The 26329-nt window shown below is 42.4% G+C and carries 22 protein-coding genes and 1 pseudogene; 9 read left to right on the forward strand and 14 right to left on the reverse strand.

The annotated features are described in order from the left end of the window. Window positions 1-372 precede the first annotated feature (372 nt). Window positions 373-804 (reverse strand): biotin carboxylase, encoded by a 432-nt coding sequence (locus V7L12_RS09045; protein ID WP_334823348.1) that lies wholly within the window; start codon window positions 802-804, stop codon window positions 373-375. A 141-nt stretch (window positions 805-945) separates the two neighbouring features. On the opposite strand from V7L12_RS09045, the gene V7L12_RS09050 reads away from it, so the two are divergent. Next, window positions 946-1581: a hypothetical protein gene (locus tag V7L12_RS09050; RefSeq protein WP_335083999.1), complete on the forward strand. Its 636-nt coding sequence runs from the start codon at window positions 946-948 to the stop codon at window positions 1579-1581. Between the two features lie 45 nt (window positions 1582-1626). On the opposite strand, the gene V7L12_RS09055 is transcribed toward V7L12_RS09050, so the two are convergent. From V7L12_RS09055 to V7L12_RS09070, 4 genes are all read right to left on the reverse strand, one after another. Further along, on the reverse strand, window positions 1627-2829 hold the full coding sequence (locus V7L12_RS09055; protein WP_335084001.1) for an alpha/beta hydrolase: 1203 nt from the start codon (window positions 2827-2829) through the stop codon (window positions 1627-1629). 265 nt (window positions 2830-3094) lie between these two features. Then, a complete protein-coding gene (locus V7L12_RS09060; protein WP_335084051.1) occupies window positions 3095-3742 on the reverse strand; it encodes a Uma2 family endonuclease in 648 nt (215 codons plus the stop codon). 385 nt (window positions 3743-4127) lie between these two features. Further along, on the reverse strand, window positions 4128-5645 hold the full coding sequence (locus V7L12_RS09065; RefSeq protein ID WP_335084003.1) for a M16 family metallopeptidase: 1518 nt from the start codon (window positions 5643-5645) through the stop codon (window positions 4128-4130). A 26-nt stretch (window positions 5646-5671) separates the two neighbouring features. Further along, complete coding sequence (locus V7L12_RS09070; protein ID WP_335084005.1) at window positions 5672-7435, reverse strand: M16 family metallopeptidase; 1764 nt, start codon at window positions 7433-7435, stop codon at window positions 5672-5674. Window positions 7436-7586: 151 nt separating this feature from the next. On the opposite strand from V7L12_RS09070, the gene V7L12_RS09075 reads away from it, so the two are divergent. Continuing rightward, entirely contained in the window at window positions 7587-8201 is a 615-nt protein-coding gene (locus V7L12_RS09075; protein WP_335084007.1) for a TetR/AcrR family transcriptional regulator, read from the forward strand. 106 nt (window positions 8202-8307) lie between these two features. On the opposite strand, the gene V7L12_RS09080 is transcribed toward V7L12_RS09075, so the two are convergent. The 3 genes from V7L12_RS09080 to V7L12_RS09090 all read right to left on the reverse strand — a co-directional run bounded on the left by V7L12_RS09080 (window position 8308) and on the right by V7L12_RS09090 (window position 10019). Continuing rightward, entirely contained in the window at window positions 8308-8757 is a 450-nt protein-coding gene (locus V7L12_RS09080) for a DUF4332 domain-containing protein (protein ID WP_335084052.1), read from the reverse strand. 103 nt (window positions 8758-8860) lie between these two features. Next, a complete protein-coding gene (locus tag V7L12_RS09085) occupies window positions 8861-9088 on the reverse strand; it encodes a hypothetical protein (RefSeq protein WP_335084009.1) in 228 nt (75 codons plus the stop codon). 187 nt (window positions 9089-9275) lie between these two features. Then, window positions 9276-10019, reverse strand: a complete 744-nt coding sequence (locus V7L12_RS09090) for a class I SAM-dependent methyltransferase (RefSeq protein ID WP_335084010.1) — start codon at window positions 10017-10019, stop codon at window positions 9276-9278. A gap of 196 nt (window positions 10020-10215) precedes the next feature. Between V7L12_RS09090 and V7L12_RS09095 the strand changes: the two genes are divergently transcribed. Continuing rightward, window positions 10216-10680 carry a DUF29 domain-containing protein gene (locus V7L12_RS09095; RefSeq protein ID WP_335084012.1) on the forward strand — a complete coding sequence of 155 codons (465 nt, stop codon included), beginning with the start codon at window positions 10216-10218 and terminating at the stop codon, window positions 10678-10680. Window positions 10681-10682: 2 nt separating this feature from the next. Here the strand turns inward: V7L12_RS09095 and V7L12_RS09100 are convergent, their stop codons facing one another. Further along, window positions 10683-11489, reverse strand: a complete 807-nt coding sequence (locus V7L12_RS09100) for a PhzF family phenazine biosynthesis protein (RefSeq protein WP_335084014.1) — start codon at window positions 11487-11489, stop codon at window positions 10683-10685. A 341-nt stretch (window positions 11490-11830) separates the two neighbouring features. On the opposite strand from V7L12_RS09100, the gene V7L12_RS09105 reads away from it, so the two are divergent. Beyond that, window positions 11831-12082, forward strand: coding sequence for a hypothetical protein (locus V7L12_RS09105; RefSeq protein ID WP_335084016.1), 252 nt, complete (start codon window positions 11831-11833; stop codon window positions 12080-12082). Window positions 12083-12129: 47 nt separating this feature from the next. Next, window positions 12130-13512 (forward strand): aminopeptidase P family protein, encoded by a 1383-nt coding sequence (locus tag V7L12_RS09110; RefSeq protein ID WP_335084018.1) that lies wholly within the window; start codon window positions 12130-12132, stop codon window positions 13510-13512. Between the two features lie 151 nt (window positions 13513-13663). Here the strand turns inward: V7L12_RS09110 and V7L12_RS09115 are convergent, their stop codons facing one another. After that, a complete protein-coding gene (locus V7L12_RS09115; RefSeq protein WP_335084020.1) occupies window positions 13664-14545 on the reverse strand; it encodes a shikimate dehydrogenase in 882 nt (293 codons plus the stop codon). 95 nt (window positions 14546-14640) lie between these two features. On the opposite strand from V7L12_RS09115, the gene V7L12_RS09120 reads away from it, so the two are divergent. Then, the gene (locus tag V7L12_RS09120; RefSeq protein ID WP_335084022.1) at window positions 14641-15573 is read left to right on the forward strand and encodes an alpha/beta fold hydrolase; all 933 of its coding nucleotides are present in this window, start codon (window positions 14641-14643) and stop codon (window positions 15571-15573) included. A 60-nt stretch (window positions 15574-15633) separates the two neighbouring features. On the opposite strand, the gene V7L12_RS09125 is transcribed toward V7L12_RS09120, so the two are convergent. From V7L12_RS09125 to V7L12_RS09135, 3 genes and pseudogenes are all read right to left on the reverse strand, one after another. After that, on the reverse strand, window positions 15634-15996 hold the full coding sequence (locus V7L12_RS09125) for a hypothetical protein (RefSeq protein WP_335084024.1): 363 nt from the start codon (window positions 15994-15996) through the stop codon (window positions 15634-15636). A gap of 143 nt (window positions 15997-16139) precedes the next feature. Continuing rightward, on the reverse strand, window positions 16140-16352 hold the full coding sequence (locus tag V7L12_RS09130; protein ID WP_335084026.1) for a hypothetical protein: 213 nt from the start codon (window positions 16350-16352) through the stop codon (window positions 16140-16142). A 623-nt stretch (window positions 16353-16975) separates the two neighbouring features. Continuing rightward, window positions 16976-17983 (reverse strand): annotated as a pseudogene (locus V7L12_RS09135) (aldo/keto reductase). 85 nt (window positions 17984-18068) lie between these two features. Here V7L12_RS09135 and V7L12_RS09140 point away from each other — a divergent pair. Then, window positions 18069-18662, forward strand: a complete 594-nt coding sequence (locus V7L12_RS09140; RefSeq protein ID WP_442947879.1) for a DUF1802 family protein — start codon at window positions 18069-18071, stop codon at window positions 18660-18662. Window positions 18663-19162: 500 nt separating this feature from the next. Then, a complete protein-coding gene (locus V7L12_RS09145; RefSeq protein ID WP_334823320.1) occupies window positions 19163-19426 on the forward strand; it encodes a hypothetical protein in 264 nt (87 codons plus the stop codon). Between the two features lie 40 nt (window positions 19427-19466). Here the strand turns inward: V7L12_RS09145 and ggt are convergent, their stop codons facing one another. Next, window positions 19467-21254: a gamma-glutamyltransferase gene (gene ggt, locus V7L12_RS09150; RefSeq protein WP_335084028.1), complete on the reverse strand. Its 1788-nt coding sequence runs from the start codon at window positions 21252-21254 to the stop codon at window positions 19467-19469. Window positions 21255-21889: 635 nt separating this feature from the next. Between ggt and V7L12_RS09155 the strand changes: the two genes are divergently transcribed. Next, on the forward strand, window positions 21890-26212 hold the full coding sequence (locus tag V7L12_RS09155) for a beta strand repeat-containing protein (RefSeq protein ID WP_335084030.1): 4323 nt from the start codon (window positions 21890-21892) through the stop codon (window positions 26210-26212). The last annotated feature ends 117 nt before the right edge of the window (window positions 26213-26329 follow it).

Consider the following 26329-nt stretch of genomic DNA (forward strand, 5'->3'; position numbering starts at 1 on the left):
AGACAGAATTTGCAGTTTGCTCCATATTCAACTAATGATTTTTAGGTCTGGGCTAACCAGCTCAGACTTATGCAATTTCAAGGCTAATAAAGATAATTATGGAAGTCCCTAATTGAAAACTGACGCTATATTCTACGATATACAGCAGATTTCAAGTTGGTGAGGTACACAAGCTAAGTCTCAAAGCCAGGTATAAAGCGTGTTTTAGTCCTGAATTCTGTATTCTGTATTCTGCTGTATTTCAAGTTTCAAGAATTCCCTAGTATTTTATTTGAACTTATTTGTCCTTTACGTTATGATGGCTTGCTATTGATCCCAACACAGAATTTTTGGATAAAGTGCGGGACTTATAGCAGGAAAAGTTAAAATTTATTACCTACGCACTTGACCGCTAAAGCCGGCAGCCTTGAATTGCTTCAGCTTCAACGGAGTGGGCTGATTTGCCGGTACAGAAATCCTCAATTCAAAATCGCTAATGCCTGGTGGCACCTCGGTAATAGAGCCTAAGCGAGTGCGGTTTTGCATCACCGAGTCATTATTGGCATCATAAATGCGTCCAAAAATATCTGCGTCATAGACTGTTTTATTAGTGCCATTTTCTGCTTTGCCAATGACAATAAAACAATTGGCTGCCGCGCTACCACTACTGATAACAGCCCCTTGTGCTAGTTCTGATGGACAATCTTTATAAGAGACATCAAATAGTTTAATCTGTGTCAGGGCTACAGCTGGGGGAATAATCACCCACGATAGAAAGGTGATGAGACAGCAAATAAAAACGACCGTGAGTGAACGCAACCGCATAAAAGACCCCGTGACTTAATATAGTAAACAATATTTAACTTACAACCTCAGCTTACCTTGAATTTAACTACAGGGTGATTGGAGACTTGAATTTAACTTTTGTAATAATTAGGGAAATAAACCCTCAATTGCTATTAACTTATGACTCCAGATGAGATTGAAACAGCTATGCTTGCAGCCTTTAATAGTTGTGATGCCGCAAGCTGTCCTCTCACTGACACGCAGAAACAGATATTACTGCAAATGGTCGAGCAAATTCAGGGAAATTCTACCTCTGGGATGTCAAATATTACTAATCCCTTAGACGAACTTACCCCAGAGGAGTTAGAAGTATTTTTACAATTTGTTAAGGAGGAAGAACAACGCGATCGCACTTGGAAAGTGCAATTACTCAATGACTGGTTACTGGAAAACGACTCTGGAACGGTACAATTTATTCGCCAACGCTATGGTTTACAGTGGCTGAATCGGGTTGAGTCACATCATTTTGATAAGTATTCTTATTTTGAGGATGCACTAAAGTTAAGAGTAGGCGATCGCATTGAAGTTTCCAATGCACTATGGGAATGGGTGCAGGAGGATGGGCCTTGTAAGCGGGAATGGTTTCCCTGTATGGTGATTAAGGTCAAGGAAATTAGCGATGTCTACGACGGGCTACGCCTACGCGATGATTCCTCTACTAATTGCGTCGTCCGCTTCTTTAACGGCGCTGAGTATGAAATTCAAGGAATGTATGAATGGAATCGCTACAATTGGCGCTGGCCTCAAAAGGAGTAAGGAGTGCTGAGTTTTTAATAATTGTGAATGAGTCTGCGAATAAAATCATTGCCTGAACAACGCCCAAGCCAAAAACCTCTCAGTGTAATACAACGCTAATTGATTGCTCACACCGTTGAAAACAGCATCAAAAGCATGTTCTGCCCAAGGAATTTCTAGAAAAACCGCAGTGTTGCCAGTATCATATAACCTTTCATACATCTGTTTACCAAATCGCGCTTCCACCAAATGGTCACGACTGCCGTAAATTAATAAAGTTGGCGGTAAAGGGTGCGTTAGGTAATTTATCGGTGAAGCAATTTTATACTGATTAGGCAATTCTTCTAAAGAACCGCCAAGAAATGCTTTTAAAACAGCACGAGAATTTATAGGATCGGGATTTGGTGGTGTTTTGTATCCTTCAGTTAAGTTAACAGGCCCGTAATAGTTCACCACAGCACGAATGGGTAGTGCATCGGATTGATAAGCCGCTAACATTGCTAAATGTGCCCCAGCAGAACGTCCTAAAAGTACCATACGTTCTGAATCGGCTTCATATTTAGCTGCATGTTTGCGAATAAAATTCAGGGCTGTACGCACATCATCTAACTGAGATGGAAACTGATATTTAGGTGCGTGTCGATAGTCGATCGCAAATACCGTATATCCATGATTAGCAATATATTGATTAAACTCGCTATTGGCATGAGTATTGCCATATTGCCAAGCTCCACCATAAATTACTACCACTGCTGGATATTTCCCTACCTCTGGGGGTTGGTAAACTTCCATTTTTAAAGGCACTCCTTCAGGAGAAGCAAAGAGAATATCTTTTTGATGACGTGTTTTACCTAATGCAATACCCCGAAAGAAATTAACTAAGTCAAAGGGATAGATTTGCATATTAGCCCTTACTTGGACTGGAATTTGTTCTAGATAATTTTCTCCCAACCCTTGTTTCATCGCTTTAGCCATCTGCATTTGAGTTGGTGCGATATTCACTAGCACCCATCCACAAATTAGCAATCCGATTAAACTAAAAATGCAAACTAAGCGTTGTAGCTGACGGCGACGGATATAGAATAAAGACAGCAATAAAAAGAGCAAGTTTAATAATAATAACCAAGGACTGACTTCTGGCGCTCCTACTGCTAGCGTGAGTAAAAACATATTTGGAGCCGGAAGAATAATCCAAGCACTAAGAAATAGACTTGCAAAACTGAGTAATAATGCAAGCGATGATAAAAGTATTTTGGGTTTAACAAACATAGATTAAAATGCGGTAGTAATGACTTCAAAGAAGTACAATTTATCCACTAATGCTAAGGTTGGCAATAGTTATACAGCATAATTCAGAATTCAGGAGTCAGAAGTATAGATGATTGGTCTTTCAAGACGCGATAAATCGCGTCTCTACATCTGGGTTTTGGGTTTATCTTAAATGTATTGCTTTCTACCTAAATGGGAGACTTAGCTTATGTACTTCACTAACTTGAAATCCGCTGTATGTTGTGAATTCTGGTGACAGCATAAGTTATTGCTCTTGTATCTGTTTTTGTACCCAAAGACGAAAAGCTTTGAGCGTTGCATTTTTACCTGCTGTTGTACTTTGCTCCAGATATTGGGGAATTGCTTCAATTAGTGAGAATAGAGGAAAATTTAGGCTTTGTTGAGATTTTACATAATGTCTGTCTTGCAAAACATTAATTTGGAGCTTTCCTCGATCAAAACGCCAAAGTTCAGGCACTTTTAGGGCTTCATAAATATTAAGATGAGTACGAGAAGTAATATCAATTTCTAGAGCTAAATCTGGAGGAGGGTCTACTGCTAAATCTAGCCGCTTCTTGCCGCGAATCTTGAATTCATTTTTTATATAGAAACACTGATCGGGTTCTATACTTTGAGCCATTGCTTGGTTTTTGAAAGTGGTAGAACCAAGGCATCTAAACTCAATATCTAATTCTTCCAAAAAAGCTTTGACTAAATCACCAATAATTTCTTTGTCATATTCATGTTCTGGCAGTGGTGCCATAATCTCCAGTATTCCCTTATCATAAGCAATTCGTGCTGCCCGGTGTTCCCCTAAATCTTCTAGAATTGTTTCCAATTCCTGCCAGGTTACATCTCGTAGTAGCACTCTTTGTCCTGGTGGAACATGGATGCGCTTTAATTCCAACAACATCATCTCCACTCCCAGTAGTTGAAACCTAAATTTAGCTTACTCTAGTTAAATAATTCGCTGCGACAATTTTTGCTGCTTCATCGCTAGATTCTCAGATACGCCGCAGCTCGTCGTTAGACATCGCTTGCTTGAAGAAGCCCTTTATAGAAGTGTATGCTGGAGCGATCGCTCCGAAAAAGATTAATAAAGTAAAGAAAAAACCTCTGGAGTTGCCAGAGGTTTTGGTTCCTGATTTAGTTTCTACTTGTTACTCCAATTTGTCCTCTGTCATTTCCCGATAATGAAGAAAATTATTTGAACAACAAGATCCCCGAATTCTTAGAGAAGTCAGGGATACGAGCCTTGCAATTTTATTTGGATATTGAGTCTCTACCCATCTACGCTATTAATTCTTCGCCTGTGGCTGCGAACCAGGAATCGTTACATCTATTGGTGTCACCTGTTTAGCTAACTGTGTCAATGGCGGTTGAATGGCGGTTTGATTCCCCACTACTAGAGTCACAATCTTTTCTGGCTTGAGATATTCTCGTGCTACCCGTTGCACATCGGCTGCTGTGGTGGCGGCGACGGCTTTTTGATAGCGAAAGAGAAAATCAGCAGGATAGCCGTAATATTCGTATCGCATCAACCGTGATAAGGTTTGGCTGGGGTCTTGAAAGTTGAACACAAAGGAGTTGAGTGTAGACTCTTTGGCATAAGCCAGTTCTTTTGCTGTCACTCTTTGAGTTTGGGTGCGCTTGATTTCAGCTTGTAAAGCTTTGACAAACTGGACAGTAGCATCCGATCGCGTTTCTCCACCAGCGATAAATATGCCAGGATAATCGTAGCGGGGACTCCACTGGCCGTAGACAGAGTAAGCTAAACCTTGACGCGATCGCAATTCATTAAATAAGCGTCCACCAAATCCATTTAACACTCCATTCAACACATCCAGCGCTGCATAATCGGGATTGTCGAAACGTCCACCCAAATGCCCGATAAGCACACTACTTTGCGTCAGTTGTGGCTGATTGACAAAAAAGACTCCACCTGTATTAGCTGGCGAAACCTTTGGTAATGTGGGTTTAGCAATACCTGGGTTACGCTGCCAATTGCCAAACTTAGCTTGAATGAGCGATCGCATTTTTTTAGCATCAAAATCACCCACAATTCCCAAAATTATATTATTGGGGTGGAAATATTGCTGATAAAACTTGAGCAAATCCTCACGCTCAACCTTATCCACCGTTGCATACTCTATCGTGCGAGCATAAGGGCTATCTTTCCCATAGAGCAATTTCTTAAATTCTCGACTAGCAATCCCATCTGGATTATCGTTACGACGGGCAATGCCACCTTTGGCTTGTGTCTTAGCCAAGTCTAGCTTTTCTTGAGCAAATACAGGCGATCGCAGTACCTCAGCAAACAGCCCAAACACTGTTTCTAAATCTTCACTGAGTGCGTCAAAGCTAGCACTACCAGAAGCTTCACCAATACCAACTTCCACAGATGCCGCCCGTTGTTCTAATATCTCGTTGAGTTCATCAGGCGAATGGTTCTTAGTTCCTCCAGTTCGCATTACCCCGCCTGTAAAACCAGCCAACCCAACTTTCTCCATTGGTTCCAAGCGATTCCCTGTCCGTACAAATGCCGTACCATTCACCAACGGTAACTCGTGATCTTCCATTAAATACACAACCAAGCCATTTTGCAGCACAAACCGCTCATACTTGGGTAACTTAATCTCAGGTAGCTGTGGTAGCTGCAATTGTGTGTAATGTTTCGCTTCAGCCGTCGCCGCCAGAGAAAAATTACAAGTTAAAAGTAAGCACGCAAAAACAGCAACCAAAGCATAAATCAACCCCTTTCTATTTTGAATTTTCAACGCTATCTGCCTTTTACCTTTCACCTTATACTTCTGCATATCTCTTTTCCTTTGCGGTTCGTTTTTCATGCTTCTTTCGACAACAGCTTCCCAATCGTGCGGTTTTTCGGCGTAAAAGTCTCCTTTGCCACGCGCACAATATCAGCCGTCGTCACGGCTGAAATGTCATCCAACTGCTTAAACAAATTCCGCCAAGAGCCAGTTTTCACCTCATATTCCAATAATTGTTGAGCCATGCCCATATTGGAATCGAGAGTACGTAACAAACCCGCCCGTGCTTGGGTTTTCACCCGTTGCAAATCAGCCGCCGCTACAGGCTCAGTTTTTAATTTGTCAATTTCTTGACGTAAAGCCACCGCCAACTCATCAACTGTATGACCAGGAGCTGTCAGAGCATAGAAAAATATCAAGTTTGGGTACTTGTCTCCAGGAAATCCACTGTAACCTTGAGCATTTAGCGCCAAACGCTGCTTTTCTACCAAAGATTTATATAGCCGCGACGTGCGCCCATCGCTTAATAAACTGCCAATAATTTCATAGACTGCATTATCTGGATGAGTAATCGCCGGACGGTGATAACCTTCTAAATACCAAGGTTGAGAAGGTAGCTGTAAAGTAACTTCCTGTGTTTGTTGTTGTGGCGGTTCCACCGGGATTTGTTCAACAGCTTTGGTTTTAGCTTGAAAGCGGCCAAAATAAGTTTGCGCCAATTTTTTCACCTGAGTCGGATTGACATCTCCGACTATGGCGATCGCTAAATTACTTGGTACGTAGTGAGTATCAAAAAACTTTTGGACATCTTCTGGTGTCAGATTGCGAATATCTTCGTCATAACCAATCACTGGACGCCTGTAGGGATGGGCTTTGTAAGCAACATCGATAAACTTTTCCACCATCTGTCCAATGGGTGAATTCTCCACCCGCATCCGTCGTTCTTCTAAAATTACATTTTTCTCTTTATAAAACTCACGACGAATTACCGGATCGAGAAATCGCTCCGACTCCAACGACATCCAAAGTTCTAGCTTATTGGCAGGAAAGCTGTAAAAATAACGAGTGGCTTCGGTTGAAGTGTTGGCATTTAAACCCACGCCTCCCGCTTGTTCGACAATTTGCCCCAATTCATTTTGCTTGACTAGCTTACCTGCTTGCGATTCCACTTGCTCAAACTGAGTTTGTAACCGAACAACATCAGCTTTTTTGCCATCGGCTTTCGCTGTTTTAATTTGAGTATTCAACTGCTCTAAGGTATCTAGTAGCGGTTTTTCTTTTTTGTAGTCTTGTGTACCAATACGCGTTGTACCTTTAAACGCCAAATGTTCCAGAAAGTGAGCTACACCAGTTTTACCATCTGGCTCATCCACACCACCAACATTTGCATAAGTAAGAAAAGAAACCACGGGCGCTTGATGTCGTTCCAAGACAATGAATTTCAAACCATTGTCGAGGCGAAACTCCGTTAATTGCTTAATAACTCGATCGAGATAAGGTTGGATTGAACTTTGAACTGGCGGGGTTTGAGTTTTAGTTTCTTGAGGAGGAGGTGCTGTCTGAGTTTGAGCTAGAGCGACTTCTGGCAGCAATCCCCACGAGAAGATAATTAAAGTCAACAAAGTGACAAATAACCGCCGTAATATGAGAGATACTCGATTTGAGCAATCCAAAATCGTTCGACTGAGCGTTCGCGTAGCGTCTCGTAGAGAAGTCGTTCGCGTAGCGTTCCGCAGGAAAGTCCCCAATCGTTCGACTAAGATATTCTGCGATCGCTCAGTCGAGCCGCGCTCACGAGGAAGTATAAAATCCAAAATTGACCGACTGCTCTGGTTCATAAGCGAAAATTAAGATAAAGTTACATTACCTAAATAACAGGATACTCAGCAAAAGAACGTTAATCTTGTATTAAGCTTTCAGTGGCTCTTTGCACTTGACATTAGACAATAATGCTACAAGTCTTGTTACGGATATCTAACCATAACTGTTATGCGAGTTTTTAATTCTTCCCCGCCCTCAGAGGCTCAGACGCGCACCAGGATTTTACAGGCAGCGCAACGGTTGTTTGCTTCTCAGGGATTTGACGGTACTACCACCCGCGACTTAGCACAGGCAGCAGGTGTAGCAGAAGGCACTCTATTTCGTCATTTTCCGAATAAAAAAGCAATTTTGGTAGAAGTAGCCACGAGTGGCTGGGTAGAGATTCTCACCGATTTGCTCACAGAATTAAGTGAAATGGGTAGCTATAAAGCCGTCGCTCAGGTGATGCGCCGCCGGATGTGGAATTTCCAAAAAAATGCTGATTTGATGCGCGTTTGTTTTATGGAGGTGCAATTTCACCCCGATTTGCGCGATCGCATTCAATTAGAAGTGATTACTAAAATGACTGATGTCGGTGAAGCATTCTTTCAAACAGCGATGGATAAAGGTATTTATCGTCAAACAGACGCCAAGCTAGTTGCAAAAGTTTTCTTAGGAATGTTTGCGATCGCAGGTTTTTCTAACAACACCCTCATAGAACCTGACGCCTCTCCCCAACAAATGCAGGAAATGGCCGAAGGACTTGCTGATATCTTCCTTAATGGTGTTTTAGCTAAAGAGTAGGGGATTGGTCATTTGTCATTTGTCATTGGTCATTTGTCATTTGTCATTGGTCATTGGTCATTGGTCATTTGTCATTTGTTATTAATTATCCTCCCCCACTCAGCACTCAGCACTCACCACTCAGCACTATTTTCGCTTGCTGACTCCATTGTTGTACTAGCTCAATTGCTGGACACAAATCTCGGCGTTGCATTGTTGCTACCTGCAAGCGCATAATTTGTTGGTGCAATCTGTGAGTGGGAGTTTGAGCTAACTGCACTACAGAACCAATACCTGCATGAAGCAATAAACCACAATATTGTGTTCCGACACTGGGAATACGCGCCAAGTCAGCTAAAGCCATCCATTTATTTACATATTGAAGATGAATCTGTAGTTTATTTGCTAACACCAGTCTTGACTCTAGAGTTTTACCTTGTTTGACTAGGGCTACTGTGCTAGTAATTCCACAATTTTGGAGTTGAGATTGTTCTTCGTGGCTCAGTCCAGGTAATTGCTCAATTGGCCAATCACGAGATTGGATAGGACTTCTACTATCTTTGTGTTTAGCAGACATTTTTGAAATTAAAATATAGGCTTGTTTAAATATTGTGACAGTTGCTTCTCCTTTAAAAGTCTGCTCTTGCGGTTTAGTGTTTGTATTGACGTGCAATTTTAACTCAATCTTCTGCAATGCGATTGTTTCGCCTGACAATGCGATTGTTTCGCCTGACAATACGATTGTTTCCTGTGACAATACGATTGTTTCCTGTGACAATGCGATTGTTTCCCGTGACAATGCGATTGTTTCGCCTGACAATGCGATTGTTTCGCCTGACAATGCGATTGTTTCCCGTGACAATGCGATTGTTTCCCGTGACAATGCAATTGTTTCGCCTGACAAACATTAGATATCTTGCAAAACTCCCTAACAGCCCCTAATATGATGTCCGCCAAATCACCCATAATAACTGGAACCCCACCCCGCAAAAGCTGCGCTTTAGCTCCCCTCCCCGCAAGCGGGGAGGGGTTGGGGGTGGGGTTCTTTTATTATGAGTGATTTGGCAGACATGATATAACCAACTGCATAGACAGCTATTTTAGACAGGTAATGCCTATCATATCGGGATAGTCAATGTAATCCTGCCAGAACTCAAAGCCAAATTTCTGTATGCCTTTGGGACAGACTGTTGGATAGTGCCAGCGGATCTCTTTAAAACCAGCACTCATCAAGGCCCATTCATAAGTCGCTTGGCTAAGGTAGTAGTTATCAATACTGATAGACTCACCTTCATCAGGAATGCTCAATGTTAAGGTGATGGGAGTACCTTCTTGCAGCGACTGGGCACATCTCCTAGCAATGCCATATTTCTCATGTTTATGATAAAACTCTGGAAGCAGTTCTAAATTATTGTTCAAACTGACGAATCGACCACCAGGTTTCAGATGAATTGCTATGGCCTGACACATTTCGAGTAGTTGCTCTTTAGTTGAAGCGCAATTCAGCAAGTAGGAGACTACCACAAGATCGAAGCTGCCAATAGAACCAATTTCCATGACATCAGCGATGATATATTCAATTTCAAGTGGAACAGAAGCTTCTTCAAGTCTTGCCAATTTGATCATTTCTGAGGAAATATCCACACCAACCAAACGTGCAGCACCATTCTGTTTGAGCAATCGTGTGAAAAATCCTTCTCCACAAGCTAGATCGAGGATTGATTTCCCGGCAACATCTCCGATTAAATTTAAGTATGTATATGCCTCACCATACAAGCGATAAGGCAATTTATTAAGTTTTTGAAACTGGAGAGCTATGTTATCAAACACGGCTGCCATTTTTTCACCTCACTTGCAAGTTTTTTATTAAAGGATGTCTGAAAAGTTAAATTCTACGCCTGCCACCTCAGCATCAACACTTCAAGATAAGCGCGTTACGGCTTGTATGGCTAAAAAGATGCGATCGCTTTCTTGACGTTAAAATGGGCGTAAAGTATCTCCAATTTAGCTAGTATACGGTAGATTGCAGAAGCTCATGACCCAGATTCCGAAAAGCGCAGCCCAGTTGTATGAAACAGACTTTGCAGCATGGACAGAAAAAACTGTACAACTCATTCGGGCTGGACAATTTGGACAAGTAGACTGGGATGCTGTGATTGAGGAGATTGAAAGCTTGGGATGGTCAGAACGACGAGAGTTGAAAAGCTGCTTGGAAGTATTATTACAGCATTTGCTCAAGTGGCAACATCAGTCTAGTTTGCGGAGTGGCTGTTGGCGAAATACGATTGATCAGCAGCGCCACAAAATTGCAGATTTACTGCAAGAGAGTCCCAGCCTTAAATCTTATCCAGAAGAAGTTTTAGCCCAGTGCTATCATCGGGGATTGAAAGCTGCTAGTAATGAAACTGAACTACCAATAAATACGTTTCCAGTGGAATGTCCTTATTCCATTGCCCAAGTTCTTGATGGTGAGTTTTTGCCGGATATTATTGATTTGTAATATTAGGTTGATGCGGTAAATAACTCACCTTGCAACACAGTTACCGCTTGTCCGGCGAGAAAGACGCGATCGCTCCCGTCATAATACACCTTCACCACGCCACCGCGACTGGATGCTTGATAAGCTAAGAACTCATTTTTGTGCAAGCGATCGCGCCAGAAGGAAGCAAGACAGCAATGAGCCGCTCCTGTAACTGGGTCTTCATTAATACCTAATCCCGGTGCAAAGAAGCGAGAGACGAAATCATATTGAGAATCAGAGTCAGTGAGGCTGGTGACAATGACATCAGAAATCGGTAAGGTTTTGAGTAGTTGAAAATTGGGCTGTATTTGCCGCACCAAATCTTCAGATTCCAGTTCCACTAGATAACCTAGTGAATTCTGCAAGACAGATTTGTAGGGTACACCCAAAGCTTGCTTGAGTTCTGGAGGAGCGACTGTTACTTGTGAGTGATTCACAGGAAAATCTAACTCAATCCACTCACCTTGCAACTTAGCAATTAGTACTCCACTCTTGGTATAAAAACGTGCAACTTCATCAGGTGATAAATGTCCCTCTGACCAAAGTACATGGGCACTAGCTAAAGTTGCGTGACCACAAAGCGGCACTTCCACCATCGGCGTAAACCAACGCAGATTAAAGCCATCATCCTGTCTGACTAAAAAAGCTGTTTCAGATAAATTCATCTCCTGCGCTACGTTTTGCATCCAGCGCTCGTCTTGAGGAGTAGGCAAAACACAGACGGCAGCAGGATTACCTGCGAAAGGTGTATTGGTAAAAGCATCAACCTGAGTAATGATTTGTCCCATTAGATTCACCTTGAAAGTTAACGCAACGACAAATTTTCACGCCGACTTACTAGACCTCTTGCAAAAGTCCCTAACACCCCACCCCCAACCCCTCCCCGCAAGCGAGGAGGGGAGACAAAGCGTAGCTTTGGCGGGGTGGGGTTCTTATTTTGGATTTATGCAAGAGGTCTACTTAATTATACGGACACGATATGATTTGGGCGCACAGAGGTAGGGGCGCAAGACCTTGCGCCCCTACAACAGATGTGGTTCAAATACATGAAAACTGCTGTAATCCAAATGAGAACCGCTATATACAGTACCTTATAAATTAGGAATACAATCTTCAAAAACTAAAGTCAATGTTAAAGCAAAATGAAAACGTGAGGATAAAAATCTTCAAAAGCATCTTTGCTGCTGTCAACTTAGCGCTAATTTCTGGAGGATTAGTTAGCTGTGCTGTTGAAGTACCACAGCCACCTGCTCCAATTGAGCAAGAAAAACCAGTCCTACAACCTAACCAGCAGCCTAACCAGAACGACAAAGATGACGACGATAAAGATGGCGATCGCAAAAATGATAAAAAAGATGACGATAAAGACGATAACGACTAAATAAAGGCATAACTATCACCTTTATCCTGTTCTTGGAGTTTACATTTATGCTTATCCAACAAACTTCTACTTCCCTTAGCGATACTTTACGCCACCGACGGCAACAACTAGCCAACCTCATTGATTTTCCAGCAATTCTGTGGTCAGGTAGCAACAATTCGCGCAACTTTCCCGCCAATACCTTTCCCTTTCGTGCTAACAGTCATTTCCTCTATTTCGCCGGATTGCCATTACCAAAGGCGGCAATTCGTCTAGAAGCGGGCAAGCTAGAACTATTCATCGACGATCCGTCACCCAACAGCGCCCTTTGGCATGGAGAAATGCCAACGCGCGAAGAAATAGCCGAGAATATTGGGGCAGATGTAGCTCGACCAATGGCAGAATTAGAGTCTTGGCTAGAAGATGCCGCCACCCTTGCAGTACAAGATGCAGCTACTTGGACGCAGCAATCGCAGCTATTAAATAGATGGGTTTTACCACAAAGTCCTCCCCAAGGAATTGACTTGGAGTTAGCTAAGGCGATCGTTTCTCTTCGCCTCACCCACGATGATGGTGCATTAACCGAGTTGCGAAAAGCTGCGGCTGTCACCGTAAAAGCTCACAAAGCTGGGATGGCAGCAACACCCCAAGCCAAACTAGAAGCAGAAGTTCGTGCAGCGATGGAAGGGGTAATTATTGCCCACAATATGACTACCTCTTACAACAGCATTGTCACTGTTCACGGTGAAGTTTTGCATAACGAGCAGTATCACCATAGTTTACAACCAGGTGACTTACTGCTTGCCGATGTTGGCGGTGAAACCCAGACGGGTTGGGCAGGTGATGTGACTCGCACATGGCCAGTTTCGGGTAAGTTTTCATCTACGCAAAGAGATATTTATAATGTTGTGTTGGCAGCCCATGATGCTTGCATTGCCAAAATCCAGCCTGGTGTAGAGTATGGGGATATTCATTTGCTAGCGGCTACGGTCATAGCTGAAGGTTTAGTAGAGTTAGGTATTTTACAAGGAAATCCCGAAGATTTAGTAGAAATCGATGCCCACGCGCTGTTTTTTCCTCATGGTATCGGCCATCTACTGGGTTTAGATGTGCATGATATGGAAGATTTGGGCGATTTAGCAGGGTATGAAGAGGGACGTGAAAGGAGCGATCGCTTTGGCTTAAGCTATCTCCGTTTAAATCGTCCCCTGCGTCCAGGAATGTTAGTCACAATTGAGCCTGGTTTTTATCAAGTACCAGCAATTTTAAATGATGCTAATGTCCGTTCAAAATATCAGAATGTGGTGAATTGGCAGCGTTTATCGGAATTTGCCGATGTGCGTGGAATCCGCATTGAAGATGATGTTTTAGTTACTACAGAAGGTAGCGAAGTTTTAACAGCCGCATTGCCGAATGATGCCGATACTATAGAAAATCTAATTAATGGCTGAGTTTACGCTAAATTTTACCCCACCCTAACCCTGCCCGATGCATTGGGGAGGGAACTGGATATGTGATTTCCCCCCAATGCATCGGGCAGGGAACCGGATATGTGATTTCCCCCCAATGCATCGGGGGGATTAAGGGGGGTAATAAGTTTTATCATTCCTCTAAACCCAGGTGATTTTGTAACGCTTGGCGCATCACTTCTACAGGCAAATTTTCCGGCTGCAACCAGATTTTTAATGCTGCTACCCCTTGTTGAACTAGCATTTCTAATCCATCGATCGCAATTGCGCCTTGTTTTTGTGCCTGCTGGAGAAATTGTGTTGGTTGAGGAATATATATTAAATCGTAAGCGATCGCACCCGTTGGTAAATTCGCTATTTCTTCTACACTCAAAGGCGATTCATCAACTTTGGGATACATCCCAATCGGGGTTGTATTTACCAGCAGATTTGCTTGGGGAATGAGCTTTGGCAATTCCTCCCATTGATGAACCTGGAATTTATCTGCTAGGGGAGAATTGCTCCAACTATTGCGGAATTCTTCTAATTTCTGCATATTGCGCCCAACAACATGAATTTGGGCAAAACCTAACTGAGTACAACCTGCTACAACTGCTCTGGCTGCACCACCATTGCCTAAAATTACCGCTACTTTTTGACTCCAATCTTGTTTATACGTTGTCTGCAAAGGGACGATAAATCCTTCTATATCTGTATTTGTGCCTACCCATTGGTTATTTTGGCGGCTAACAGTATTCACAGCTCCGATAGTTTGAGCCAGGGGTGTAATTTCTGAGAGTAGGGGGATGATTGCTTGTTTATGAGGTATTGTCACATTAAAGCCGACAACCCCAACAGCAGCTAAACCTGCGATCGCCACCTCTAAATTCTGTGGTTCAATCGGAAAAGGTAGATAAATATAATCTAATCCTAATTGTGCGAGCGCTGCATTATGCATCACTGGCGACAGCGAATGCTCCACCGGATGTCCAATGACTCCTAGTAGTTTAGTTTTACCTGTAATTAATTTTGTCATTTGTCATTTGTCACTTGTCACTTGTCATCTCGCTGCTCCCCTGCTTCTTCAGCTAGCCTACAATTATTAAAAGCTCCTTAACATTTCTTTAAATCATGCAGGCAACTACAGCCTCCTCTACAACTCCAATTCCTGGTAAATATTGGCAGTGGCGCGGACACAATGTTTACTACGTGCGTGCGGGAGAGAAACAAACGCAACGTCCACCCTTACTTTTGGTACATGGATTTGGTGCTTCCACAGACCACTGGCGCAAGAATATCACAGGATTGTGTCAAGATTTTGAAGTATTTGCGATCGACCTTTTGGGATTCGGGCGATCAGCAAAACCAAAATTGCAGTATAGTGGCGACTTGTGGCGCGACCAACTTCATGATTTTATCAGTGAAGTGATTGGTCAAAAAGCAGTATTAGCAGGTAATTCTCTTGGTGGTTATGCTTGCTTGTGTGTTGCGTCACAACGTCCCGACAGCGCGGCTGGATTAGTGTTGCTCAATAGTGCCGGGCCTTTTAGTGAAAGCCAGCTGACATCTGAACCGGAAGCTTTGCAAAGCGAAATTCAGCCACCCAAACAACCCTCTTCTTTAGAGAAACTTCTGGGTGACTCAGTTAAATGGATTTTTCAACAACCTTTAGCTCAGTTTGTGTTATTTCAATATGTACGACAACGTTGGGTAATTCGCCAAACTTTAGAAAAGGTATACCTTGATAAAAGTGCAGTTACAGACCAATTGGTAGAAGAAATTTATCGTCCTGCTTTTGATCCGGGTGCATTGGATGTATTTGTTTCAGTTTTTAGCAGTCCTCAAGGGGAAAAAGTTGATGTATTACTAAAGCAATTAACTTGTTCTTTATTGATGTTATGGGGAGAAGCCGATCCGTGGATGAATCCTAGAGAACGTTCTCAAAAGTTTCGTCAATATTGTCCTCAACTCACAGAGCATTTCTTAATAGCAGGTCATTGTCCCCATGATGAAGTACCCGATGGAGTAAATCAACTTTTACGCAATTGGGTATTGTCTAAGTAAATGGGCGTGAATAATTAAAGATTTGTAGTAAGCAGCGGAAGCCGCTTACTACGAATAAGCTTATTGAAAAACGTAGGATTTAAGTTCTTGCTCTATTTGGTCACTAATAATCTCAATTCCCATACCGATTTTATCAAGGTTAACCTTCACAAAATTTGTTTTATCTTCTTTTGTAAACTTTTTATCATTATCTGAGTCTTTAATAATTTTTATAAAAATTGCATTTTCACTTGGAACAACAACCCAACTGATTATTCGAGTATTATTTGGGGTAATTTGCTGGAGGTTTTTACCTGATAAATCAGAAAGATAGCCAATAGTACCATCTTCGCTGTTAAGTTTTTTATCTATATTTGTATCTTGGTCAATGATTTTATATAACCAAACTTTTGTAGTGGGCTTATCTGCCGCTTTTACCTCCAATAAATCGAAGGAGGTGATAATGGCTTTTTTATTTAATAAAAGATGAGCTTCACTACCTTGCTTTTGATAAAAGATGATGTTATATAATTGATTATTCCTTTCATTTTCATAAGAACGTGAAAGGAATAATCAATTCTTTTATCTTAATTTTGCTCTGCAAAACTAACAGTAATCATTAGATAATCTGATTGTTCTTTAATAATTAAATCGCCATAGATAAGATTTAATTTTGGCTTCGATTTATCAGTTGCTTTTGCCTGTTCTGCATTTCTAGTAACAGAAGACTTACAGGAAAAAGAAAGGGCAGCTACAATTATAACTGTAGTAATTTTATTTAAAAAGCGATAATTTCTCATCAAATTCTCCTAGCAGGATATGTTGCTGTCCTATTTTATTCCCTGCTGGAAAATTAGCTAGAGTCCATCCAATACGCTTGGATTAAGAAAAATTGTAGGTTGGGTTAAGTAAAGTGCAACCCAACAAAGCCCCACTGGCACTCCCTGCTGTACTGAGAAAATCATATTACAATAAAATACCAAAAACCTGGTCGAGGTTGACCAGGTTTTATCGAGTTTACAGGTTTCAAATTTTAAACTAATTAACTAACTGAAGGTTAATAACTAGGGTGGACTGAAAAACTAACAAACTCAGCATTCTTGCGTTTTTCCGCTTTAGGATTTGGTTTTGCCCTCTACATTAGGCTTTTTGCCACTTCTATTACATTTGATATGCTGAAATCTGCTTGGGCTGATGACAAGGGGACACTAAGTCATTAACCCTTTTTGTTTGGTTTTATTTTGTTTGGTGTCCTACTACCTAAATTATCACTTAATTTGTGAGTTGCAACCCTTGATTTACTAAAGTTGACGTTTTGTTAGATTTTGCAATCTAGAGCCATAAATTTGATCCCCGACTCTCTTTTGAAGAAAGTTAAAGGGATCTTGGATAGATTAAGCATAGTAACCAAACTGCATTGTCATCAATCCCACATAATCTGATTGTCATCCAGATGGTCAGTGACAATACGGCCAATGGCATCAATTTCTGCCAATTCGGCGGTAGAAAGCTTGATTTGGGCGGCTAATGCATTGTCTCGTGCTTGTTCGGGATAACGTCCTCCGGCGATGTCTGGCGACAAGCCGCTATGACGCGTCTACGCATTTGTTTGAGGTTGAGCAATTAACCAGGCTAAAGCTAACTGAGCAAGGGTACAATTATGAAGAAGGGCTATAGGACGCAGTTTTTCTAGGGCTTGTTGGGCACGTTCAAAGTTTTCGCCTTGAAACAGTTTATTTTTAGCACGGTTATCTGTTGGGTCAAATTTATGACCGAGAGCAAATCTTCCTGTTAACAACCCCTGCGCTAAAGGCGAATAAGCAAGAATAGAAATATTGTTTTCGATACAATAGGGCAATGCATCTTGTTCTACCTGTCTCCAGAATAAAGAATAGGGTGGTTGTAAACTATCAATACGTCCATAACTTGCTGCTTCTGCTAACTGGGCGTGGGAAAAATTGGAAACACCAATGGCTCGAATTTTACCTTGCTCTTTAAGCAGGTTAAGAGCGCTCATAGTTTCTTCGATAGGTACTATTTCACTATTGAAAGCGCCGGAGGGCCAATGTATTTGGTAAAGATCGATGTAATCAGTTTTCAGGTTAGTTAAGGAACGATCGCAAGCTTTAATCACTTGTTCATACTTGAGATGGTTAGCGAAAACTTTCGTGGCATATTCTACGTGAGTTCGTACATCAGATAAAGCTTCAGCGACAATTTGCTCAGAGTGTCCTTCACCATAAGCTTCAGCAGTATCAATTGTGGTGATACCAGCCTCAAATGCTGCTCGAATTGCTTTAATCGAGTCAGCATCCTCAATTCCCACCCACATTCTTTTACCAGCTTGCCAAGTTCCCATCAGAATGGGTGTGATTTTGACTTCACTTGTACCTAGCGTAGGCGAAGCCCGTCGTAGACATCGCTTTTCCATAACTACTTCCTAATTCATTGCCTTGGACAGGTTCATACTTTATCAGTCTTAGCTTTAAATTAAATCAGAGTTACAGTAGATACCAATGGAATTGACTACAACTTTTCATGCGCTCAAAGAATGGGCAGTGGCCATAAATGCCTTGGAAGATGGTAAAACAATTATGTTGCTCCGCAAAGGCGGTATCCACGAACGACATGGACATTTCCAAGTTGCCCACAAGCAAATTTTGCTTTACCCTACTTATGAACATCAACAAGCTTTCATGCTGAAAGCTGAGTATGCCAATAATGTCTATCCAGTAACATCAGGCTGGCATCCTGAAACTGTTCGCATTGGCAGTTGGGCTGAAATTACAGATATTTTGCCAGTGAGTGACGAGTCTATTGTCAACACCTTACTTCCTTTCCATATTTGGAACGAGCATTTTATTAGCGATCGCCTCAAATGGAAAGCACGTCAGCCCCTTTATATTCTCCTCCTGCGGACATATAAACTACCGCAAGAGCAAGAAATTCCCTATTACGCCAAATACGCTGGCTGCAAGTCATGGATTGATTTAGATCAACAAATTCAGTTGCAAACAGCACAACCAGTTTTATCTAACTTTGCATACACCCAACTAGTAGAGACAATTCGCCAGATTGTCAGCGATAAGTTGTATGCTCCATCCTTCTAATAACCCAACTTGTTGCCCAAATCCCCGACTTTTTAAAGAAGTCGGGGATTTAAATTTAGCTTATAGATAAATACGAAATTGTTTCTCGTCATCAAACGGACGATTGTATACAACCAACATCAAAATAGATTTTATATTGTTTGCTCAGAGTGTTTAATCAACAGAACTTTATAACTGCTTATATATGTAAGCAGAAAAACAAATAGTCTGATTCCCAGCCTCAGTCAAAACAGTAGTGATTGTTACACACAATCGCAAAAAACGCGGATAACATGAGAAAAATCTCACCCAATAGACAAGGTGAGGCAAAGCTGTTTATCTTTATGTCCCGTTAGCAGCTGTCTTCCAGGCTATGAGTTGTTAAGCTATTATCCCGCAGTGGATAGAACTTAATTACATTTTGTCTAAAGTATTAGGCAAAAAATTATCCCCAAAGGTGATAATTAGCTTGACAAAAGTCAGTTACTATGAATCATTAACTAAAAGCAAAGGAGTTTGCAATGCATCGACAAATGTGCTGGTTATCTAAGTCTGGTGGCGACGGAGAGAAAATTTTGTATTTGCAGACAGAACCCAATCAACCCTGGCGTCCCTACACAGCTTTTGGACATTTTGCAGTCCCAGATTATCAAATACCAGGTGGTTCAAAAGGCTGGGCAACTTATCAAAAACTTTTGAAAGCAGGTTGGACACTAGTACCTAGCTCACGAGCAAACGAGTTTGGCAGCAGCAGTTACGCAGAGTCAACAATCCAAAATCAATAGTCATTTGTCATTGGTTATTCTTGGCTTCCTCGCCTCTTTCTCACAAACCTCTGGGGGAACCTTCACCGCGAGGATCGGCGGCTCCTTCTAAAGTTCCATCAGATGTAACAGCGATCGCGTTACCATTACCCCAAGGAGTAGTTTCCTTAATTTTGTGCCCCCGACGGCGTAAGTCTTGCAAAGTCAGAGCATCCAAGCCCCAAGATTCAACGCGCAACTCATCTGGTAGCCATTGATGATGTATGCGTGGAACAGAAACAGCCGCACCAACATCCATGTTGTATTCCAGCACATTCAGGATTACTTGCAAAACCTGGGTGATGATGGTGCTACCACCAGGTGCGCCTGCTGCCATCCGAAAATGACCATTTTCTGTGACAATTGTGGGAGTCATGCTGGATAGGGGAGTTTTGCGGGGTGCAATACTGTTCGCATCGTTACCAACTAAACCAAAAGCATTAGGCACTCCTGGCGCAGCGGCAAAATCATCCATCTCGTTGTTAAGAACAATTCCAGTTCCCGGTGTCACCACACCAGCACCAAAACTGAGGTTAATCGTGAAAGTCAGACTCACGGCGTTGCGTTCTTCATCCACAACAGTCAGATGAGTGGTTTGGAGAGATTCATGCGGAAGACAAGGGGATGAGGCAGGGGAAATAGGGGGAGATGAGGGAAGACGCAGACATTTTGAATTTAAATCTACTGGCTTGACTTTGGTGGAGGGTCGAGCCATTTGCATATTAATTTCTTGACGGCGTTTTTTGGCGTAAGCTGGACTGAGCAGTTCTTGTACAGGGACTTTGACAAAATCAGGATCGCCTAAATATTTTGAGCGATCGCTGTAAGCAATCTTCATTGCTTCTACCATTAAATGTATCGCGTCTGGATGATGCCATCCTAAAGATTTTAAATCAGTGTCACCGATAATATTTAAAATCTGCAATAGGTGAACGCCTCCTGATGATGGTGGTGGCATTGAGCAAATTTTAGCTTTGCGGAAGTTGCCACAAACGGGAGTGCGCCAGATTGGTTTATAGGCCTTCAGGTCTTCGAGAGTAATTAAACCACCATTTTTTACCATATCAGAAGCGATCGCACGAGCAATACTTCCTGTGTAAAAACTTTGGGGATTTTCGGCAATTGCTGTTAAGGTGCGTGCCAAATCACGCTGCACCAGTTTCTCCCCTGGTTGATAAAACTCGCCGTTGTGAGTGAAAATTTCCCGCGCTGCTGGATTATTGAGAATTGGTTGCTGGCGCTGGTTGAGCCTCTGGGTTAGCACATTGCCAAGAATAAAGCCATCTTTAGCGAGTGCGATCGCAGGTTTCATTACCTCTTGCCAAGAAAGCTTACCATAGCGACGATGCACTTCATAAAGTCCTGCTACCGTTCCTGGTGTCGCTACTGCCAAATAACCATTAATACTTGCATTCGGACGCACCTTTCCTTTTGCATCTAGATACATATTTCTTGTAGCTTTCAGGGGTGCGCGTTCGCGGAAATCTAACGCTTTCATGTCGCCAGTTTTCTCAGAGTGCATCAGCAAAAATCCGCCGCCGCCGATTCCCGCCGAAAAAGGCTCAACTACAGAAAGTGCAAAGGTTGTGGCTACAGCTGCATCCACTGCATTACCCCCTTTGCGTAACATTGAAATTCCTGCTTCACTTGCTAGGGGATGGGCTGAAACCACCATCCCCTTTTTGCTGCGTAGGGGTAAAGTTAAAGCAGCTGATGCAACTTGACTGTAAAGTAAGACGCTGAAAGAAAAGATTGCGATCGCAACTCGCTTGGGTTTAGCAACAGCAAGCTTTTTTATACCATTTTTCATAAAATCTTATACATATTTAGCATCTCGGTGTACTTAATTTATCAGATTTTGATTACCATTGTTTGCCTAGCTTGCCGCCGTAGGCATCGCTCTCCTACCCCCGCTTGAACGGTTACAAATATGAAGAATATGCAAAGATTCTTTGAAAAGATAGACATCTAAGTAAATATTCGATATTTAGTTATTGTTGGGTTATTTTCGATGTTTCCTATTTTCCAGATAGAAATTCCAGGGCGATGTCTACGGTGGTCACTGACTTGTACTGAGCGCAGCCGAAGTAGCTTTGTCGAAGTGCGGCAAGCTACGCCGACAACGAATGCATAAAGATTTCCTGTTTTATGCTGTCTCAAGTGTTCCCTATTTTGAAATTAGTAAGACTTATGCGTTGACAAACCAACTAAATTTTGTACAGTGCTTAAGACTTAGATAGTCCTCAATACTGGGATAAGTAATGTTTGCAAGCTAATTAAAGAGGAAATCTTTAATGAACAGTTGGCGAGTCTATCTATCTAAAGAGTGAATAAAGTATGCCGAAAGCCTCAACTTTTGGCAGATTATTTGTGCCATCAAATAGCACTAACTCGATTATTGACAACTGAAGTTACTCCAAAAATCGATTCAATCAGGAAAAATTTATGGCAATTATCATTGGAACCAGCGGTAACGACACCCTAAAGGGCACTTCCGATTACTACGATAACTACGACACCCTAACTGGTGGCGGTGGCAACGATATATTTTTTTACGGCGGCTTAAACTACATTAATACGATCACCGATTTCGGTGGAGTAGGTAAAGGAACAAACCCAACAGCAGCAGTCATTGCCGAAGTGGATACTCTAAGTTTCCAGAGCTATAGTGGCTTCACTGCCCAAAACTTGCTCCTCACCCAGAATGGTACAAGTTTGTCAATCAGCTTTCAAGGGTTTGGCAATACCGGATTTATCCTGGAAAACTTTGCTCTGTCCAACCTTGATAACCTCAGCAAATCCACTGGGGCCACTGTAGACTTAGGCAATATTCTGTTTTATGGGCAAACTACCATCACCGACAGCTTTGATGTCTTCGATGCCAATTCCACCCAAAGCACTGTCTTTAAAAAAAACACAGTCACCTTCCTAAACGACCTATCTAACAATGTTAGTGGATTTGACAATTCAAATGATGTCATCAATGGTCAAGGGGGTGATGACATTATTGAAGGTTTAAGTGGCAATGACATATTGAGGGGTGGTGCGGGCAATAATACCCTCAACGGTGGTGTTGGTGACGATACCTTTTATGCTGACTCCCCCTCAAGCAATAATCTGCTTAACGGTGGCGATGGCAATGATTTTCTAGATATCTCTGGCAGCGACAAATACTACTCCTACGCACCAGACTACGACGATCGCTCTTTAGGCAACAATACCCTCAACGGTGGTGCTGGTGACGATACTTTAAATGCTAGCGGTTCATTCGGGGATAACCTCTTAGATGGAGGTGACGGCAATGATTCTCTCTCCATCTCTGGGAATCAAAGAGGTGAGGAGTACGGAGCGTTTAACTCTCGCTCAGATGGCGATAACATCCTCAACGGTGGTGCTGGTGATGATACCTTGAGCGCTAGTGGCTCAAATGGCGATAACCTGCTTTTTGGAGGAGATGGCAATGATTTTCTAGATATCTCTGGCTTTATTTACCGATATTTTGACTCCAGCTACAACTCTCGCTCATCTGGCAAAAACCTCCTCTCTGGGGGCGATGGCAATGATACTCTAACAGCCTCTGGGGCCACTGGTAATAACACCCTCAACGGTGGTAATGGCGATGATAGCCTTACAGGCGGTGGTGGTAAAGATAGCCTCACAGGCGGCGGTGGTAAGGATAAATTTGTTTACAAAGGCTTAAGCAACGACACGACTAATAGTGGCAGAATCACCGACACGATTAATACTGGCACTTATACAATCGCCGATTTTACTGGAGTAGGTAAAGGAACAAACCCCACAGCAGCAGTCATAGCCGAAGTTGATACTCTGATATTCCAGGACAATAGTGGCTTCACTGCCGACAATTTGCTTCTCACCCAGAATGGCACAAGTTTGTCAATCAGGTTTCAAGGGTATGGTGATACCAGATTCATCCTGGAAAACTTTGCCCTAGAAAACCTGGATAACCTTACCAAATCTACTGGAGCCACCGTAGATTTGGGCAATATTCTGTTTTATGGGCAAACTACCATCACCGACAGCTTTGATGTCTTCGATGCCAACTCCACCCAAAGCACTGTGTTTAAAAAAAACACAGTCACCTTCTTAAACGACCTAGACAACAATGTTAGTGGATTTGACAATTCAAATGATGTGATCAATGGTCAAGGGGGTGATGACATTATTGAAGGCTTAAGTGGCAATGACATTTTGAGGGGTGGTGATGGCAATGATACTCTCAACGGTGGCGATGGCAATGATACTCTCAATAGTGGCATCGGCAATAACACCCTCAATGGTGGCAATGGCGATGATTCCTTAAATTTCTACTCCCTATCTACGTTAGTAACTCAAACAGTAGACGGGGGAACAGGTAACGACACCTTGTCTTTGAGTTATAGCAGTGCTACCACCGGAATTACTTCGACTTTCAATCCTACTACTAACATTGGAGCAATTTCGACGACGGCGGACACAACAGTGTTTAGCTACAAGAATATCGAACAATTAAATATCACAGGTACAGACTACGATGATTATCTTGTGGGAAGCAATGGTAATGATACGCTCCGCTCAGGCAATGGTAACGATACAATAGATGGCGGCGCTGGTGAAGATTTATTGGATATTAGTTTTTCAATAGGAAATCACCTCCTCAATGGAGGCGATGGCAATGATTCTTTACGGGCCTTGAGTTCCTTTTACGACGAATTCGGAAATTACGTTGAGCGTAGAACCTCTGGCGATAACACCCTCAACGGTGGTGCTGGTAACGATACATTGGATATTTCCGGTTCAGCAGACGATAATCTATTAGATGGGGGCGATGGTAATGATTTTCTTTCTGCCATTTATTCCACTACCTCTGGTGATAACACCCTCAAAGGTGGCAATGGTGATGATACATTAGATATTTTCGGTTCAACAGGCAATAATCTATTATATGGGGGCGATGGTAATGATTCCCTGATAGCCTCTCTTACCTCAGGTAATAACACCCTCGAAGGTGGCAACGGTGATGATACCCTCAGAGGTGGCGATGGCGATGGCGATGCGATCCTCATCGGTGGCAAGGGTAATGATTGGCTCTATGGGAAAGGTGGCACTTATACAATCGCCGATTTTACTGGAGTAGGTAAAGGAACAAACCCCACAGCAGCAGTCATAGCCGAAGTTGATACTGTGATATTCCAGGACAATAGTGGCTTCACTGCCAAGAATTTGCTTCTCACCCAGAATGGCACAAGTTTGTCAATCAGGTTTCAAGGGTATGGTGATACCAGATTCATCCTGGAAAACTTTGCCCTAGAAAACCTGGATAACCTTACCAAATCTACTGGAGCCACCGTAGATTTGGGCAATATTCTGTTTTATGGGCAAACTACCATCACCGACAGCTTTGATGTCTTCGATGCCAACTCCACCCAAAGCACTGTGTTTAAAAAAAACACAGTCACCTTCTTAAACGACCTAGACAACAATGTTAGTGGATTTGACAATTCAAATGATGTGATCAATGGTCAAGGGGGTGATGACATTATTGAAGGCTTAAGTGGCAATGACATTTTGAGGGGTGGTGATGGCAATGATACTCTCAACGGTGGCGATGGCAATGATACTCTCAATAGTGGCATCGGCAATAACACCCTCAATGGTGGCAATGGCGATGATTCCTTAAATTTCTACTCCCTATCTACGTTAGTAACTCAAACAGTAGACGGGGGAACAGGTAACGACACCTTGTCTTTGAGTTATAGCAGTGCTACCACCGGAATTACTTCGACTTTCAATCCTACTACTAACATTGGAGCAATTTCGACGACGGCGGACACAACAGTGTTTAGCTACAAGAATATCGAACAATTAAATATCACAGGTACAGACTACGATGATTATCTTGTGGGAAGCAATGGTAATGATACGCTCCGCTCAGGCAATGGTAACGATACAATAGATGGCGGCGCTGGTGAAGATTTATTGGATATTAGTTTTTCAATAGGAAATCACCTCCTCAATGGAGGCGATGGCAATGATTTTTTACAGGCCTTGAGTTCCTTTTACGACGAATTCGGAAATTACGTTAGAAGTAGCTCCCTTGGCAATAACACCCTCAACGGTGGTGCTGGTAACGATATATTGTATGTTGAGAGTTCAGCAGACGATAATCTATTAGATGGGGGCGATGGTAATGATTTTCTCTATACCCCTTTTTTCAGTGATAATAACACCCTCAACGGTGGTGTTGGTAACGATACATTGAATGTTAACAGTTCAACAGGCAATAATTTATTAGATGGGGGCGATGGTAATGATTCCCTGATAGCCTCTGGTGCCAGTGGTAATAACACCCTTGAAGGTGGCAATGGTGATGATACCCTCACAGGTGGTAATGGCGATGCGATCATCATCGGTGGCAAGGGTAATGATTGGCTCTATGGGGAAGGTGGTACTGATACCTTTGTTTTCAATAGTTTCGATGAAGGTCTCGATCTGATACGTGACTTCGGTAGCATTAATGAACCGAATGAACTCATTCAGGTGTCGGCTGCTGGTTTTGGTGGCGGTTTATCAGCAGGTGTACTTCAAGCAAGTCAGTTTACACTTGGAGAATCTGCAACCACTAGCAAAGAGCGATTTATTTATAACTCTACTACAGGTGCATTGTTCTTTGATCAGGATGGTAGTGCAGGCGCATTTACTCAGGTACAATTTGCCGGATTATTTCCTGGGTTGTCACTAACAAACAACAATTTTGTGGTTGTTTAATCGTTATCCTTGATGTAATGCGATGTCTGGCGACAAGCCGCTTCTCTACGTTCGCGCAGCGTGTCGCAGACAGACGCTGCGCGAACGCGTCTACGCCAATATCTAAAATGTGAGCTA

The sequence above is a fragment of the Nostoc sp. genome (assembly GCF_036918245.1).
Taxonomy (GTDB): domain Bacteria; phylum Cyanobacteriota; class Cyanobacteriia; order Cyanobacteriales; family Nostocaceae; genus Nostoc.

Excerpts from the sequence above, each read along its gene's own strand:
- V7L12_RS09045 (WP_334823348.1), bottom strand. The coding sequence starts at position 804 with ATGCGGTTGCGTTCACTCACGGTCGTTTTTATTTGCTGTCTCATCACC.
- V7L12_RS09050 (WP_335083999.1), top strand. The coding sequence starts at position 946 with ATGACTCCAGATGAGATTGAAACAGCTATGCTTGCAGCCTTTAATAGT.
- V7L12_RS09055 (WP_335084001.1), bottom strand. The coding sequence starts at position 2,829 with ATGTTTGTTAAACCCAAAATACTTTTATCATCGCTTGCATTATTACTC.
- V7L12_RS09060 (WP_335084051.1), bottom strand. The coding sequence starts at position 3,742 with ATGTTGTTGGAATTAAAGCGCATCCATGTTCCACCAGGACAAAGAGTG.
- V7L12_RS09065 (WP_335084003.1), bottom strand. The coding sequence starts at position 5,645 with ATGCAGAAGTATAAGGTGAAAGGTAAAAGGCAGATAGCGTTGAAAATT.
- V7L12_RS09070 (WP_335084005.1), bottom strand. The coding sequence starts at position 7,435 with ATGAACCAGAGCAGTCGGTCAATTTTGGATTTTATACTTCCTCGTGAG.
- V7L12_RS09075 (WP_335084007.1), top strand. The coding sequence starts at position 7,587 with ATGCGAGTTTTTAATTCTTCCCCGCCCTCAGAGGCTCAGACGCGCACC.
- V7L12_RS09080 (WP_335084052.1), bottom strand. The coding sequence starts at position 8,757 with ATGTCTGCTAAACACAAAGATAGTAGAAGTCCTATCCAATCTCGTGAT.
- V7L12_RS09085 (WP_335084009.1), bottom strand. The coding sequence starts at position 9,088 with ATGTTTGTCAGGCGAAACAATTGCATTGTCACGGGAAACAATCGCATT.
- V7L12_RS09090 (WP_335084010.1), bottom strand. The coding sequence starts at position 10,019 with ATGGCAGCCGTGTTTGATAACATAGCTCTCCAGTTTCAAAAACTTAAT.
- V7L12_RS09095 (WP_335084012.1), top strand. The coding sequence starts at position 10,216 with ATGACCCAGATTCCGAAAAGCGCAGCCCAGTTGTATGAAACAGACTTT.
- V7L12_RS09100 (WP_335084014.1), bottom strand. The coding sequence starts at position 11,489 with ATGGGACAAATCATTACTCAGGTTGATGCTTTTACCAATACACCTTTC.
- V7L12_RS09105 (WP_335084016.1), top strand. The coding sequence starts at position 11,831 with ATGTTAAAGCAAAATGAAAACGTGAGGATAAAAATCTTCAAAAGCATC.
- V7L12_RS09110 (WP_335084018.1), top strand. The coding sequence starts at position 12,130 with ATGCTTATCCAACAAACTTCTACTTCCCTTAGCGATACTTTACGCCAC.
- V7L12_RS09115 (WP_335084020.1), bottom strand. The coding sequence starts at position 14,545 with ATGACAAAATTAATTACAGGTAAAACTAAACTACTAGGAGTCATTGGA.
- V7L12_RS09120 (WP_335084022.1), top strand. The coding sequence starts at position 14,641 with ATGCAGGCAACTACAGCCTCCTCTACAACTCCAATTCCTGGTAAATAT.
- V7L12_RS09130 (WP_335084026.1), bottom strand. The coding sequence starts at position 16,352 with ATGAGAAATTATCGCTTTTTAAATAAAATTACTACAGTTATAATTGTA.
- V7L12_RS09140 (WP_442947879.1), top strand. The coding sequence starts at position 18,069 with ATGGAATTGACTACAACTTTTCATGCGCTCAAAGAATGGGCAGTGGCC.
- V7L12_RS09145 (WP_334823320.1), top strand. The coding sequence starts at position 19,163 with ATGCATCGACAAATGTGCTGGTTATCTAAGTCTGGTGGCGACGGAGAG.
- ggt (WP_335084028.1), bottom strand. The coding sequence starts at position 21,254 with ATGAAAAATGGTATAAAAAAGCTTGCTGTTGCTAAACCCAAGCGAGTT.
- V7L12_RS09155 (WP_335084030.1), top strand. The coding sequence starts at position 21,890 with ATGGCAATTATCATTGGAACCAGCGGTAACGACACCCTAAAGGGCACT.